Consider the following 13,681-nt stretch of genomic DNA (forward strand, 5'->3'; position numbering starts at 1 on the left):
TCACTGGCGTGTCTGGTGCGTATCCGGTCGCTTCAGCTGCTTGGTGTGGTCAGCAGTCCAGCCGGTCGCGCGTGCGAACATGCCGAGCAGTGCCTCGACCGCGAAGTCGAAGGGAACGACGTCGGGGGCCGCAAGCGACTCGTCGTCGGCGGTGGGGACCGGACGCTCAAGCTCCGCCAGGTCCCCGACGACCCGTACGCCCGCTGAGCGCACGCTGTCGGCGAAGATCCTCCCGGCCTCGACGCACGACTGGGCCGCCCAGCCTGGAATCGTCAGCTTGCCCTCGGAGTCCGCGGGCTCGCGGCTCGACAGCAGGCGGTTGACCACGCCGTGGTGCACCAGGGACCGATGATCGGACGGCGAAGCCTGCCACTCGCCGATGATCTGCTCGTTGAGCCGGTGGACGAGGGCGGCTTCCGCGGCGGACATACCCCGGTTCGCGCCGATGCCGGTCGGGCTCCCCGACCGCAACAGCCCCTCGGGAAGGTCGAGCATCGACTCGAAGGTGTCGAGCAGGCGTGCGGGCTGTTCCTTCTCAAGCACGATGACGGTGATGTTCTCGGGGCCGACCGCCGCGGACCACCGTTCGATGAGGCTATGGCCGTCACGCCGGTGAAAGGCGCCGGAGGCCTCCACCGCGGCGGGGTCCTTGAGCACACGCCGGAGGTACGCGTCGAGCGACTCGGTGTTTCCCCGCTTGAGACTTTCCTGCCAGTAGGACGGTACGAAGGTGCCGAAGTTGCGCAGGACGAGCGTGACGTGAACCGGAACTCGTCCGCCGTCGCCGAGCGCGTCGACCGTCCGATGCGCCCCGTCGATGTCCGTCGTACAGATCATCTCGAACGAGACGAGTCCACGCCTGGACTCGTGCCGGTCGAGCTCTCGCTTGAGGTTGAGCCACCACTGTTCTTGTGGTGTCGGATCGGACAGGTATCCGATCTTCAGCCCGGCGAGCCATGAGGTTCCCTTGTGATGGTTCTCGCCATTTCCCGGGTAGATGACGCCCTCTGCGCGGAGCTTCTTCTTGAGCCGTGAAGCGGCATGCTGCAGCGCGGTCGAGCCGGTTTTCGGGAGGCCGATGTGCAGCAGACGAGCGCCAGCAGGGACGGGCGCGACCTCAGTACGAGTGCTTGCGGGTGAAGACGTCATTCACGCTGTCCTTGTCGAACGGTTCGCCGAGCCACTTGAAGAGCCCCTCGAGCGTGCCGGGGTCGGCGACATAGTCGTTGTAATGAACGCGGTAGGTGCGATCGGGGTAGGCGGCCTCGAGCTCGGAGAACTGAGCCTCTGCCCGGTCGAGTATCGCGGGACCGTTCTCGCGGCTCTTCCACCATTTGCTCGCGAGCACGTCCGCGTGGTCGCGGGTGTTGACGACGAACCGCGCTCGAGGGAAGAGGCGGATCAGGAAGTCGGCGTAGGCCCGCCAGTTGGAGTGGACCCACCGGATCTCCTTGAAACCAGTCACGCGGGTTCCTGCCGGGGGCTGCAGCAGGGACGCCAGGACGAGTGACCGCAACAGCGCGAGAGTCGTCTCGTCCGAGAACTGATGAATCCCGAACCAGGGGTGCGACGGTGTGTCCGGAGCCTTTTTCTTCGGATCGGTGTGCTCGCGATGCGCCTTGTCGAGCGTGTTGAAGTACGCGAACAGGCTGTACAAGGAGTCGCCGTTCTCGCCGCGGACCACGTAGCCCGGGATCGAGTTGAGGACCCCCTGGAGCAGAGTCGAACCGGATCGCCCGTACGTGACGATGAAGATGCAACCGAGAGGGTCGCGCGGGGCGGCTGAGTCGTACACGGGTCTACTTTCCTTCGGCGGTGTACTGCTTGATGAGATGACCAACGTTGTGCCATTTCGGCAGCTTGCGGCCGAGCAATTCCTCCATGAATCTGATGTCGTCGGCGTAGAGCGCCTGGAGCGCCGCAATTTCCTGAGCGGTGATGGGGCTCTGCTTCTTGAACTGCGGGAGCCAGCCCACGTTGCCGATCTTGACCTTGGGCTTGAGAGACCCCCAGAACTCTGGTGCGTCCCCGACACGCAGGGCGCCGAGCGCCTCCTGCAGGTACTTACGCGGACGATCGACGAGGTCGTCGAAGACGAGCACGTGCAGGCGTTCCGGGCCGAGCGTGCGGGCCCAGTCCTCGTAGTGCCGCCGGTAGAAGCCGCGGTCGACGATTCCCAGCCGGGCCGGGGTCTGGAAGATTCCGGCGCCCAGCTCGATGTCGGCATTCGAGAAGTGTCGCCAGTAGGCCGAGATCGCACGTTCGACGGGGTTGCGCAGGCTGAGCAGGACGGGAGCGTTCGGATCCAGCATGTCCCGGATCGCACCGGCAGTGCCCAGCTTGCGTGGCGTCGAGAACTTGCTCTTGGGGTCGGCCACCCAGAAGTACCCCGGTGAGCGGTGGCCCAGCAGCGGCTTCTTGGCGCCGGCGAAGGGCTTGAGGAACTTCTGGATCTCGTCGTCCTTGGTGAGCCGTCCGGGCTGGCTGAAGAACGGGGTGGAGTCCTTGGCCACATGGAGGTGCGGATGACGGTTGAGCTGGTGCTGCAGCCACTGGGTCCCACCGCGCTGCGTGCCCGCGATCAGGAAGCTCGGGCCGCCCTCGAGCCGGCGGAGCGGCTGGGCAGGCGCCTTTCCGGCCGGCGCCCGCTGGGCCGGCGCCTGAGCCTGCTGGCCGGTGCCGCTCGGCGCCCGGCGCTCGCGCACCGACACGCGCGTCGCGCGCGTCGGTGCGCTCGGGACCGAGACCTGCGCCCCCGAGGGCACCTGGGCTCCCGGCCCCCAAACGACCCGGCCGTCGATCCCGGTCAGCCGGCGCACCGCCTCCAGGTACACCTTCTCCGCGTAGTGGAACGGCGCGTCGCCCCAGGGGTGGTGCGGCCCGGACAGGACCTCGGCGGGGTCCAGCGAGATCACGTGAGCGCCGAGCGCCTGCGCCGCGACCTCGATGTAGGACCGCAGGACGGGGTTCGCGTCCGCGGCGCTCACCCCGAACGAGCTCGGCGTCGGCCGGCCGTTCTCCGACCACTCCGCCCACGGGATGTCGAGGAGTGCCACCGAGACCTGCGGGAGCGTCTTGCGGATGGCGTCGCCCAGCGCCCGGACGGCGCCGGACCAGTACTCGTAGTGCTGCTGAGTACCGAACGCCAGGTGGTGGGAGCCCGGCGGCAGCAGACGCTCCGCACCGGACTCGATGAGCTCGACCGACCGGGTGACGACGGTGCCGTCCGGCAGGAGGTAGGCGCCGAGCCGTTCGTCGGTCAGGTCGATCAGCAGCACGTCGATCTCGCCCGCGCGCTGCACGAGCAACGGCCGCAAGCTCGACTGGAAGTCGCCCGTGATCATCCGCTGCTGGAACGGGGACTCGAGCGTCGGCGGAGCGAGCGTCTCGACGGGGTGGGTGGTCGCACTGAGCGCCGACTGCCGTGCCACGTACTCGACGAGCTGGAACAGGTCGGGGTCGAGGTGCTCGAATGTGTCTCGTGACACGCACGAGCCGTAGATAAAGACCCTGGTCTTGCTCATGCCCCACCCTCTGCGGTAGCTGTCGTGAATTCTTCGTCCAGATCGAGGTGCGGCGGCAGGCCGGGCAGCGCGGGTGCGAGCATGCGCGCCGTGGCGTCGAGCACGCGGCCCGCGCTGCGCCCGTCGCCGTACGGGTTGATCGCCTGCGCCATGGCCGCGTACGCGGAATCGTTCGTCAGCAGGCGGTTCACCTCGGCCACTATGCGTTCCTCGGCGGTTCCGATCAGCCGGGCGGTGCCGGCCTCGACCGCCTCGGGTCGCTCGGTGTTCTCGCGCATCACCAGGACCGGCTTGCCGAGGCTCGGTGCCTCCTCCTGGAGCCCCCCGGAGTCCGTGAGCACCATCGTCGACACCGAGAGCAGGTGCGTGAACTCGCCGTAACCGAGCGGTTCGGTCACGGTCACGTTCGGCAGTCCGTCGAGGTGCGGCAGCACGGTGCCGCGCACCACGGGGTTGCGGTGTACCGGCAGCACGATCTCCGTGTCGGGGAACCGCCGGGCGATCCGCGCCAGGGCGCGGCCCACGCCCTCCATGGCGGCGCCCCAGTTCTCCCGACGGTGCGTGGTCACCAGCATGATCCGGCGTCCCGACGCCGCGACGCGCTCGACGGCCGGGTCCGTGAACGCCGTCCGGTTCTCGACGGCGAGGTACAGCGCGTCGATGACGGTGTTGCCGGTCACGACGATGTTCTCGAGCCGGACTCCTTCGGCCACGAGGTTGGCCAGGCTCCGCAGCGTGGGCGCGAGGTGCAGGGAGGCGATCTGGGAGGTGATCTTCCGGTTCGCCTCCTCCGGGAACGGTGATGCGATGTCGCCGCTGCGCAGGCCCGCCTCCAGGTGGACCACCGGGATCTGCCGGTAGAACGCGGCGAGCGCGGCGGCCGCCGACGTCGACGTGTCGCCCTGCACGATGACGGCGTCGGGCCGGTGAGCCTCCAGAATCGGGTCGAGCCGGGTCATGACGCGCGCAAAGATCTGCCCGAGCGTCTGGCCGTGGCTCATGACGTCCAGGTCGTGGTCGGGCACGATGCCGAAGACGTCATTGACCTGGTCGAGCATCTCCCGATGCTGGCCGGTGACGACGGTCAGCGAGTCGAACCGGTCGTCGGCCTCGAGCGCCGTGATGACCGGGGCGACCTTGATGGCTTCGGGACGGGTCCCGTAGATCGTCATGACGAGCGGGCGGGTCATTGGCCGTCCGTCCCGGCCAGCAGCGTGGCGGCTCGCGCGGCCGCTGCCCTGGCCTGCTTGGCGTCGCGGCCTGTCGGCCGGGCGTGTCGCTGGCGCACTCGCCCCTTGGGCAGCTCGGGCGTGTCGAACCGCACCTCCGTCTCCCGTCGTTCGGCGAACGCGCCCTCGAGGACCTTCCTGGCCTCCTTGGGCTTGTCCTTCGCGTGGGCCCACGCCCACTTGCGGTACCGGACGGCGACGTCCTGCGCCTCGCCGTCGAGCACCAGGCGGCCGTGGTGCAGCCAGAGGGCGCGGGTGCAGGACTCCTCGATGGTCTGCGCCGCGTGGCTGACCAGGAAGACCGTGCCGGCCTGCTCGCGCAGCCTCTCCATGCGGGCCTCGCTGCGCTCCTTGAACGCGGCGTCGCCGGTGGCCAGGGCCTCGTCGATGAGCAGGATGTGCGGGCGCGCCGCCGTCGCGATAGCGAAGCGCAGGCGCGCCGCCATGCCGGAGGAGTAGGTGCGCATGGGCAGGTAGATCGACTTGCCCAGGCCGGCCAGCTCGATGACGTCGGGCATCGCGGCTCGCGCCTCCGCGGGGGACAGGCCCATGGCGAGGCAGCCGAGGCGCACGTTCTCCTCACCGGGCAGGTCGGGGACCAGGGCGGCGTTCACGCCGATGAGCACGGGCGTGCTCTCCGCCAGCACCTGGCCCTTGGTGGGCTTCTCCAGTCCGGCGATGATCCGCAGGAGGGTGCTCTTGCCGGAGCCGTTCTGGCCCACCAGGCCGATCTGCTCGCCGGAGTTCGCGACGAACGAGATGTCCGTCAGGGCGCGCACCGTCACCTTGGGCTCCTGGCCCACGGCGTTGAGCACCGCGCGCTTCAGCTTGGCGCGGCGACCGCGGGTCGTGTCCGTCGACGGCGTCCGGTAGAACATCCGCAGGCCCTGCACCGCCACCGTGGGCCACAGCACGGGGGTGCCCCCGGACCGCGGGCCGACGGCGGCGAGCTGGCCGGTGTGCGGCGGGGCCTGCACCGACATCGGTATCGTCCCCGAGTGCGGGTGCTGGACGGGCACCGGTATCGAGGCGGGGCCGTTCTGCCGGAGCGGCGGCGGCATCGGGTAGTCGAGGTCAGCGGCCATAGGTCTCCTCCGCCCGCCAGAAGGTGACGAACCCGATCAAGAGCGTGCCGACGGCCCAGCCGCCGAGCCACACCCAGCGCATCGGGTCGGGTGTGGTCGCGTACAGGACGCAGTCCCGCACGATGTCCAGCACGATGAACATCGGGTTCGCCTCGAGCCATATCTTCAGGTCGGGCTTGTCGGCGAGGAGGTGGTCGAACGAGAAGAACACCGCCGACCCGTACAGCCAGATGCGCATCACCATGCCGATGAGGTTCGTGATGTCCGGCAGCGCCGCTGCCCACCGGGCCACCAGGAGCGACAGCCCCGTGGTGAACATGACCTGGAGTGCCAGGGCGGCCGCCACCAGCGCGATGCGCCAGGTGTACTCCTCGGCCGGGGGCACGAAGTAGATGAGTGCGGCCAGGGTCACCAGCGTGGGACCCAGGTTGAGCACGTTGCGCAGCACCACGGAGATCGGCAGCGCCGCGCGCGGGAACGTGAAGGCCCGGATCAGGTTCTTGCCGGACTGCACGGAGCGCGCACCACCGTTGATCGACTGGGTGGTGAACTGGAACAGGAACACGCCGATCAGCAGGTACCCGATGAAGTTGTCGATGCCCCGCGAGCTCTTCATCAGCAGGCCGAAGATCAGGTAGTACGCGAGCCCGTTGAGCAGTGGGTTCAGCACCATCCACGCGTTGCCCAGCAGGCTCTGCCGCGTCCCGCTGGTGACCTTCGCCCGCGCGTCCGCCCACAGGAAGTGCCGGCGCGCCCACAGCAGCCGCACGTACTGCCCCAGCGGGGGCCGCGCGCCGACACGGGACAGGTTGCCGAGAGTCACCAGCTTCGTGGTCGTCGGCGACGCGTCGAACAGCGCGGAGTACGACCCGGTCTCGGGCCCGCTCATGCCGCCACCCCCAGGCACCCCCGGTAGACGCCCAGATACGTCTCCGCGTTCCTCACCCATGTCCTCTCAGCGGCCACCTTGCGGCCCAGCTCGACCAGCTCGGCACGCCGTCCGGCGTCGTCCAGGAGCGAGCCGACAGTCTCGGCCCAGCCCTCCATGTCGTCGGCATCGACGTGCAGCCCCGCGCCGCCCACCGCCTCGACGAGCGCGGGCAGGGCGCTCGCGACCACCGGGCGCCCGACGGCCATGGCCTCGACGGGCTTGAGCGGCGTCACCAGGCGGGTGACCTGGTGGTCGCGTCGGGGTACCAGCACGACGTCGAGCGCGGCCAGCCAGGTCAGTGCGACGTCGGGCGGCACCCGTCCGGGGAGCAGTACGTGGTCGGCCACGCCCAGCTCGCGGGCGAGGCGCGCCAGCCCGGGCCGCGAGACGCCGTCGCCCACCAGGAGGCCCGTCACGTCCTGGCCGCGGGCGCGGAGCGCCGCGACCGTGCGGACCACGGTCTCCAGGCCCTCGTAGTCGACCAGGCTGCTCACCGTGCCGATGGCGGGTCCCGCCGGCAGCCCCAGCGTGGCGCGCGCCGCCTCCGGCGTCGGGTGCTGGGTGGTGAGCAGGGTGTCCGGCACGGCGTTCGACACCACCGTGATGTGGTCCGCGGGCACGCCACGTGCGACGAGCTCGTCGCGCATGGTCCCGCTGAGCGTCACCACGGCGTCGGCGGTGAGCGCGAGCTCGGTCTCCTTCGCCCGCATCAGCGCCCGGCGGCCCGACGCCGCCGCCCGGTCGCGCGCCGCCGTCGTGCCGTGCGCGGCAACCCAGGTCTCCTCGGGCAGGCCGCGGACCTCGTAGACCCAGGGGATCCCGAGCTGTCGCGCCGCCGCGCGGGCCAGCGTCCCGACGGCCGACGGCGTCGTGGTGTGCAGCACGTCCGCCTTCGCCTCCCGGGCGGCCTCGACCAGCAGGTCGGTCTCCTGGGTGGCCCGGAGCGTGGCGTCGGACACCGCGCGGTCCGGGATCAGCCGGCGGTAGGGAACGCCGTCCACGACGTCCGTCCCGCGTGCGGTGAGGGACCCGATGGTCAGCGGGTAGCCGGGGCGCGTCGTGGCGGACGCGGCGAGCCCATGGGCACGCTGCGCCACCAGGATCGCGTGCGAGCGCAGCGTGTAGCCGCTCTGCGTGTGAGGCAACGAGTTGGTGAGGTGGTGCAGGACGGTGACGGAACTCGGGCGGTCCGCGTCGGAGGGTGCCCCGACGGCACTCCCGGATGTGACGCCGGGACGAGGGCCGGGGGCCGCGTGCTGCGGTTCGGGCGGGGGTTCGGGCTGCAGCTCGGAGGCCTGGGCGCGCAGCCCGGCCGGGGCGTCCGGCCCGATCGCCTCGACGTCGCCCAGCAGCCAGGCGGCGCGGTAGCGCGCGGGACCGGCCGCATCGACGTCGTCGACCAGCTCGGGGCGACCCACCGCCACGGCGACCTCCGCCGCGACCCGCAGGCCACGGCCGTCGCGCCGGGCCAGCAGCCGCTCCGCCTCGTCCGCGGCACCTGCGGCGTCGCCCGCCAGCATCCGGCCGAGCGCGTGCGGGGCGGACGGCGCGGGCGCGGTGCCGAGGGCCCGCACGAGCGGCCTGCGCAGCCGCTCGGGCGCCCGCCGGGCGGCCTGGACGGCCAGCCACAGGGGGTCTTCCACGAGCGTCCGGGCAACGAAGGACGCGGTGTATCGAAGGTTTCGCGTGAGCTCGCCCGCGCGCTGCATCGGTCGTGCCATCAGTACCGCGACCCGTGATCGGGCTCCGCGCGGAACAGCGGGTGCGGGAGCAGCTCGTCGAGCAGCTCGGTGTACCGGTGGCCCAGCACCGCGTCGCTCGCGTGCTCCGCGACCCAGGCGGCGGCGTCGGGCGAGGCGGCGGGCACGACGCCGGCGGACAACCAGCCGCACCACAGGTCTGCGAGGCCCTCGACGTCGCCGGGGCGCACGACGGCGCCCGCGCCGTTCGCGGTGACCAGGTCGGCCGCCTCGCCCGCAAGGCACGCGGAGGCGACGACGCCGGAGGCCATGACCTCGTACAGCTTGGACGGGACCGTCCACTCGAACGGTTCCCAGTCCTGCAGGGAGACGACGGCGGTGTCGGCCCACGCGTACAGATCGCGCACCTGGGTCGACGGCACGGAAGGCTCCACCCGGACCGGTGCGCCGAGCTCGGCCGCCAGGAGCTGCAGCGGTTCCAGCTCCTTGCCGTGTCCTACTATGCGCACGTCCAGCGCGTACCCGCGCTCCTGGACCAGGGCGGCGGCGCGCACCATCACGTCCAGGCCTTGCGACCGCCCGATCGTGCCCGCGTAGACGGCGCGCAGCGGACGGCCTGCCAGGGACACGGGTGCGTGCTCGCGGACCGGCGTGAGCGCGGTCCCGTTGCGCACCACCGCGACGTTGCGGACGCCGCGCGACCGCAGCACCTCGGCGAACGCGGCAGTGGTGGTGACCACGAGGTCCGCCCTGGACTGCAGCCGTGTGACGGCGCGATGCACCACGCGGGCCGCGAGGTCGCGCAGGCGGCGGCGCAGGCCGCCGGGCCGGTCCCGGCGCAGCAGGATGCCGCTCGGCTGGATGAGGTCGGGCCAGGCGTCGCGCATCTCCACGATCAGCCGGGCCCGGTACCAGCGGGCGAGTGCCCAGCCGGCGGCGACGCTCGGGATGCCGGGAACCGTCGCGATGACGACGGCCGGCCGGCCGACCGCGGGCCCCACACCGCGTAGCACCGAGCTGACCGCGGCGACCAGCTGGTCGGCGATGCGCGAGCCGAGCCCGTGAGAATGTTCGCGGAAATTCACTCGGACGATCTTTTCGCCGTGGCGTCCCGTCGTCACTGAGCCGGGCAGGAGATCGGGTGAAGAGTGGGTGAACTTTCCCGAGGGATAGTGCGGCGGGGGCGCGAGGACAATTACCGGATATCCGACCGGAATGAGGTAGTTTGCGAGGGCGCTCCAGCGCCTCTGGGGTGCCCCCGTCTCGGGCGCAAAGTGGTGTGTGACAAGGAGAATCGCGCGGTTCTGCTGGTTTCTCGCACGAGCGATCACTGCGACTCTCCGTTCTGTCTGGCGGCTCGTCAGGGTCCACCGTCTCGTCAGCCCTGAGGACACTCTCCGGTTGCGGTGCAGGGCACAGAGTAGTAGACGGCTTTTGCGTAGAAATCGCCACTAAGATCACCGACCATGGCTGCACCCGATCGCGTGGGCGATCTCCTCACCGCACCCAATCCCGTCGACGGTGACGTGCGTCACGCACGTCGCGCCCGCCGGAGCAAAGGATTCGTCGCCGGGATCGTCGCGGGCGCGCTCCTGCTCGTCGGCGGTGGCGCGACCGCGGCCTACTTCGGCTACCGGATGTCGCTCGACGACAACGTGGAGCGGCTCGACCCGTTCGCCGAGATCGATCCCTCGACGCGGCCCAGCGCCTCGCCGGCGGACGGGCCGACCGCGCCCGTGAACATCCTGGTGCTCGGCTCCGACAGCCGGATCTCGGCAGGCGACCCGTCGGCGTGGGAGGCCGGCGCGCAGCGCACCGACGCGATCATGCTCGTGCACCTGTCCGCCGACCGGCAGTCGGCCGCCGCGATCTCGATCCCGCGCGACTCGTGGGTGCCTATCCCGGGCTACGGGGAGGCGAAGATCAATGCCGCGTTCTCCTACGGGGGCCCGACCCTCATGATCCGGACCGTCGAGGACCTGACGGGCGTGCGCATCGACCACTTCGCGGTGACCGACTTCGAGTCCTTCACCACCCTCACCGACTCCCTGGGCGGCGTTCTGATCACGGTGCCCGACGGCGCTGGCGGCTCGGTGCGGCAGGCGATGACGGGGGAGGAGGCGCTCGCCTTCACGCGCGAGCGGCACGCCCTGGCGAACGGTGACTTCGGCCGCGTGCAGCGGCAGCAGGCCTGGATGCGGGCCATCGTCGCGAAGGTCAACAACAACCGGAGCGACCCCCTGAAGATGACGCGCTTCTTCGAGGCCGTCACCAGCTCGGTGGCGGTGGACGAGGCGCTCACCATCGATAAGATGCAGGAGCTGTTCGACAGCGCCCGGGAGATCTCTACGAACGACATCACGTTCATGACCGCCCCCTACACGGGCACGGGACGCAGCGCTGACGGGCAGTCGATAGTCGTGCTTGACCGCGCTGCGTTCGACCCGCTCATGCAGGCCGTGGCGAAGGACAAGGTGCCGGACTTCCTGGCCGCCAACGAGGACACGATGGACCTGTTGCCCGCAGTCGTGCAGTAGTCGCTCCGGCGTGACCGGCCCCGCCGGCTCTTGGAGACGGCGGGGTGGTCAGAGCCCCAGGACCGAGCTGAGGTCCGCCTGCACCCGGGCCAGCCGGGCCCGCGCCGCGACGCGGGCCGCGGACAGCGCGCCGGCGGAGGCGTCCGGGTCGACCGCCGAGACCACCTCGATGTAGCACTTGACCTTGGGCTCGGTACCGCTGGGCCGCACGATGACCCGCGTGTCGTCCGCGGTCAGCAGGACCACGCCGTCCGTGGGCGGCAGGCCGTTCATACCTTCGGCGAGGTCGCGCACCGAGTCGACGGGCGAGCCCGCCAGGGCCGACGGCGGCGACGTGCGCAGCGCAGACATCGTCGACTCGATCAGGGCCAGGTCGTCGAACCGCGCGGACACCTGGCCGGTGACGTAGAGCCCGCAGGCGCGCGCCACGTCGTCGAGCCGGTCCAGGAGGGTGCGGCCCTCGGCGGCCAGCCTGCTGGCGAGCTGCGCTACGGCGACCGCCGCCGACAGCCCGTCCTTGTCCCGCACGTGCTCGGGGTCCACGCAGTAGCCGAGCGCCTCCTCGTAGCCGAACACCAGGTCGGGCGTACGGGAGATCCACTTGAAGCCGGTGAGCGTCGTGGCGTGGTCCAGGCCGTGCCGGGACGCGATGGCCGCCAGCGCCCGGGAGGACACGATGGAGCACGCGAGCGCGCCGCCCCGGCCGGAGCGCGCGGCCCGCTCGGCCGCGTCCCAGCCGAGCAGCATGCCCACCTCGTCGCCGTGCAGCATGCGCCAGCCCTGGGAGAACGCGGTCTCCGCGCCCTGGTACGTGCCGTACTGCGGGTCGAGCACGGCGACGGCGCAGCGGTCCGCGTCGGGGTCGTTGGCGATGACGAGGTCCGCGTGGGCGTCCTGCGCCAGAGCGAGCGCCATGTCGATGGCGCCCGGCTCCTCCGGGTTGGGGAACGACACGGTGGGGAAGTCCGGGTCGGGCTCGGCCTGCTCCTCCACGGGGACGACGTCGGTGAAGCCGGCCTCGGCCAGCACCCGCGCGACGGCGTCGCCGCCCACGCCGTGCAGCGACGTGGTGACGATGCGGAGCCGGGCGCGGGGCTCGCCGTCGTGCAGGGTGGCGACGGCGGCGTGGTACTCCTCGGTGATCTCCTGGTCGAGCACGGTCCAGCCGGAGTCGGCGCGCCGCACGTCCTTCGCGGCGCGCACGAGGGCGATCTCGCCGGCGATGAGGGCGTCGTAGGGCGGGACGATCTGCGCGCCCTGCCCCGCGTCGGCGACGACCCGCCCGCCGAGATACACCTTGTAGCCGTTGTCGGCCGCCGGGTTGTGGCTCGCGGTGACCATCACACCGGCGTCGGCGGACAGGTGACGCACCGCGAAGGCGAGCACGGGCGTGGGGCCCGGTGCAGGCATCAGCAGTACCTCGGCCCCGACCGCGACGAGGACGGCGGCCGTGTCGCGGGCGAAGTCGGCAGAGCGGTGGCGGGCGTCGAAGCCGATCACCACGCGCGGGGTCCCCCCGCCGATCTCGGCGGTGAGGAAGGCCCCCAGGCCCGCGGCGGCGGCGATCACCACCGCCCGGTTCATCCGGTTCGGCCCGGCGGCCATCGCACCGCGCAGCCCGGCGGTGCCGAACTGGAGCGGGCCGGAGAACCGGTCGGCCAGCTCGGCGAGCGCGTCGCTGCCCACGTCGGGGTGGTCGGCCTTCGAGACGAGGTTACGCAGGTCGGCGACGTCGGCGTCGTCGACATCGGCCGCCATCCAGGACTCGGCGCGCGCGACGAGGTCGGGCGCCGAGAGGGTCCCGGTGGCGGTCGGCGTGTTTGAGGACATGGCCATCAGATCTGCTTGATCACGCGGGCGAGCAGGTCGCTGATCCGCGGCCCGGCCTCGCGGCCCGCCTCCAGCACCTCCTCGTGGGAGAGGGGGTGCGGGCTGATCCCGGCGGCCAGGTTGGTGGCCAGCGAGATGCCGAGGACGTCCATGCGGCAGTGCCGGGCGGCGACGGCCTCCATCGCCGTCGACATGCCGACGAGGTCGGCGCCCATCAGGCTCGCCATCTTGACCTCGGCCGGGGTCTCGTACTGCGGGCCGTGGAACTGCGCGTACACGCCCTCGGGCAGGTCCGGGTCCACGCTCCGGGCGACGTCGCGCAGGCGCGGCGTGTAGATGTTGGTCATGTCGGCGAACTTGGCGCCCTCGAGCGGGGTCTGCCCCGTGAAGTTCAGGTGGTCCTTGATGAGCACGACCTGCCCGGGACGCCAGCCGATGTGCACGCTGCCGCAGCCGTTCGTGAGGATCACGGTCTCGCAGCCGGCGGCCGCCGCCGTGCGGACGCCGTGCGCCACGCGACGAATCCCGAGGCCCTCGTAGAGGTGCGTGCGGGAGCCGAGCACGAGCGCGTACCGCACCGCGCCGTCGGGCCGCTCGATGCGGACCGAACGCGTGGTGGACCGGTGGCCCTGGACCGCGGGCTGCACGAAGCCGGGGATCTCGGCGGTGGGGATCTCCGCGACGACATCGCCGATCAGCTCGGCCGCGCCACCCCAGCCGGAGCCGAGGACGAGCGCGATGTCGTGCTCCGGCACCCCGGTCTTGGCCGCGATGTACTCAGCGGCGGCTGCAGCGACGTCGAACGGGTCGGTCGTCGGGTCGTCCAGATCCAGGTCCGTACTCAT

11 protein-coding genes are annotated in these 13,681 nt (G+C 71.3%); 1 reads left to right on the forward strand and 10 read right to left on the reverse strand.

Annotated features, from left to right (window positions below; translation table 11 throughout):
• From ACFT2C_RS10665 to ACFT2C_RS10700, 8 genes are read right to left on the reverse strand one after another with little or no spacing between them, the layout of a single operon-like run.
• The gene (locus ACFT2C_RS10665) at nt 1-1,149 is read right to left on the reverse strand and encodes a hypothetical protein (protein WP_377207021.1); all 1,149 of its coding nucleotides are present in this window, start codon (nt 1,147-1,149) and stop codon (nt 1-3) included.
• Nucleotides 1,118-1,795: a sulfotransferase family protein gene (locus tag ACFT2C_RS10670; protein ID WP_377207022.1), complete on the reverse strand. Its 678-nt coding sequence runs from the start codon at nt 1,793-1,795 to the stop codon at nt 1,118-1,120. The genes ACFT2C_RS10665 and ACFT2C_RS10670 overlap by 32 nt, the downstream gene beginning before the upstream one ends.
• Before the next feature lie 4 nt (nt 1,796-1,799).
• Nucleotides 1,800-3,524: a DUF6270 domain-containing protein gene (locus ACFT2C_RS10675; protein WP_377207023.1), complete on the reverse strand. Its 1,725-nt coding sequence runs from the start codon at nt 3,522-3,524 to the stop codon at nt 1,800-1,802.
• The gene (gene wecB / locus ACFT2C_RS10680) at nt 3,521-4,714 is read right to left on the reverse strand and encodes a non-hydrolyzing UDP-N-acetylglucosamine 2-epimerase (protein ID WP_377207024.1); all 1,194 of its coding nucleotides are present in this window, start codon (nt 4,712-4,714) and stop codon (nt 3,521-3,523) included. The genes ACFT2C_RS10675 and wecB overlap by 4 nt, the downstream gene beginning before the upstream one ends.
• Nucleotides 4,711-5,838, reverse strand: a complete 1,128-nt coding sequence (locus ACFT2C_RS10685) for an ABC transporter ATP-binding protein (RefSeq protein WP_377207025.1) — start codon at nt 5,836-5,838, stop codon at nt 4,711-4,713. Before ACFT2C_RS10685 ends, wecB begins: the two co-directional genes overlap by 4 nt.
• Entirely contained in the window at nt 5,828-6,727 is a 900-nt protein-coding gene (locus ACFT2C_RS10690) for an ABC transporter permease (protein ID WP_377207026.1), read from the reverse strand. Before ACFT2C_RS10690 ends, ACFT2C_RS10685 begins: the two co-directional genes overlap by 11 nt.
• Nucleotides 6,724-8,490, reverse strand: coding sequence for a glycosyltransferase (locus ACFT2C_RS10695; RefSeq protein ID WP_377207027.1), 1,767 nt, complete (start codon nt 8,488-8,490; stop codon nt 6,724-6,726). The genes ACFT2C_RS10690 and ACFT2C_RS10695 overlap by 4 nt, the downstream gene beginning before the upstream one ends.
• On the reverse strand, nt 8,490-9,800 hold the full coding sequence (locus ACFT2C_RS10700) for a glycosyltransferase family 4 protein (protein ID WP_377207028.1): 1,311 nt from the start codon (nt 9,798-9,800) through the stop codon (nt 8,490-8,492). The genes ACFT2C_RS10695 and ACFT2C_RS10700 overlap by 1 nt, the downstream gene beginning before the upstream one ends.
• Nucleotides 9,801-9,935: 135 nt before the next feature.
• On the opposite strand from ACFT2C_RS10700, the gene ACFT2C_RS10705 reads away from it, so the two are divergent.
• Nucleotides 9,936-11,006: an LCP family protein gene (locus ACFT2C_RS10705; RefSeq protein ID WP_377207029.1), complete on the forward strand. Its 1,071-nt coding sequence runs from the start codon at nt 9,936-9,938 to the stop codon at nt 11,004-11,006.
• Between the two features lie 48 nt (nt 11,007-11,054).
• Here the strand turns inward: ACFT2C_RS10705 and ACFT2C_RS10710 are convergent, their stop codons facing one another.
• Nucleotides 11,055-12,842: a phospho-sugar mutase gene (locus tag ACFT2C_RS10710; RefSeq protein WP_377207030.1), complete on the reverse strand. Its 1,788-nt coding sequence runs from the start codon at nt 12,840-12,842 to the stop codon at nt 11,055-11,057.
• Nucleotides 12,842-13,681, reverse strand: a complete 840-nt coding sequence (locus ACFT2C_RS10715) for a purine-nucleoside phosphorylase (RefSeq protein WP_377207031.1) — start codon at nt 13,679-13,681, stop codon at nt 12,842-12,844. Before ACFT2C_RS10715 ends, ACFT2C_RS10710 begins: the two co-directional genes overlap by 1 nt.

The organism is Promicromonospora sp. NPDC057138 (genome assembly GCF_042670845.1).
GTDB lineage: Bacteria > Actinomycetota > Actinomycetes > Actinomycetales > Cellulomonadaceae > Promicromonospora.

What these genes read in the sequence shown, in the direction of transcription:
- ACFT2C_RS10665 (WP_377207021.1), bottom strand. Translation starts at nt 1,149, where the DNA reads ATGACGTCTTCACCCGCAAGCACTCGTACTGAGGTCGCGCCCGTCCCT.
- ACFT2C_RS10675 (WP_377207023.1), bottom strand. Translation starts at nt 3,524, where the DNA reads ATGAGCAAGACCAGGGTCTTTATCTACGGCTCGTGCGTGTCACGAGAC.
- wecB (WP_377207024.1), bottom strand. Translation starts at nt 4,714, where the DNA reads ATGACCCGCCCGCTCGTCATGACGATCTACGGGACCCGTCCCGAAGCC.
- ACFT2C_RS10685 (WP_377207025.1), bottom strand. Translation starts at nt 5,838, where the DNA reads ATGGCCGCTGACCTCGACTACCCGATGCCGCCGCCGCTCCGGCAGAAC.
- ACFT2C_RS10690 (WP_377207026.1), bottom strand. Translation starts at nt 6,727, where the DNA reads ATGAGCGGGCCCGAGACCGGGTCGTACTCCGCGCTGTTCGACGCGTCG.
- ACFT2C_RS10695 (WP_377207027.1), bottom strand. Translation starts at nt 8,490, where the DNA reads ATGGCACGACCGATGCAGCGCGCGGGCGAGCTCACGCGAAACCTTCGA.
- ACFT2C_RS10705 (WP_377207029.1), top strand. Translation starts at nt 9,936, where the DNA reads ATGGCTGCACCCGATCGCGTGGGCGATCTCCTCACCGCACCCAATCCC.
- ACFT2C_RS10710 (WP_377207030.1), bottom strand. Translation starts at nt 12,842, where the DNA reads ATGGCCATGTCCTCAAACACGCCGACCGCCACCGGGACCCTCTCGGCG.
- ACFT2C_RS10715 (WP_377207031.1), bottom strand. Translation starts at nt 13,681, where the DNA reads ATGAGTACGGACCTGGATCTGGACGACCCGACGACCGACCCGTTCGAC.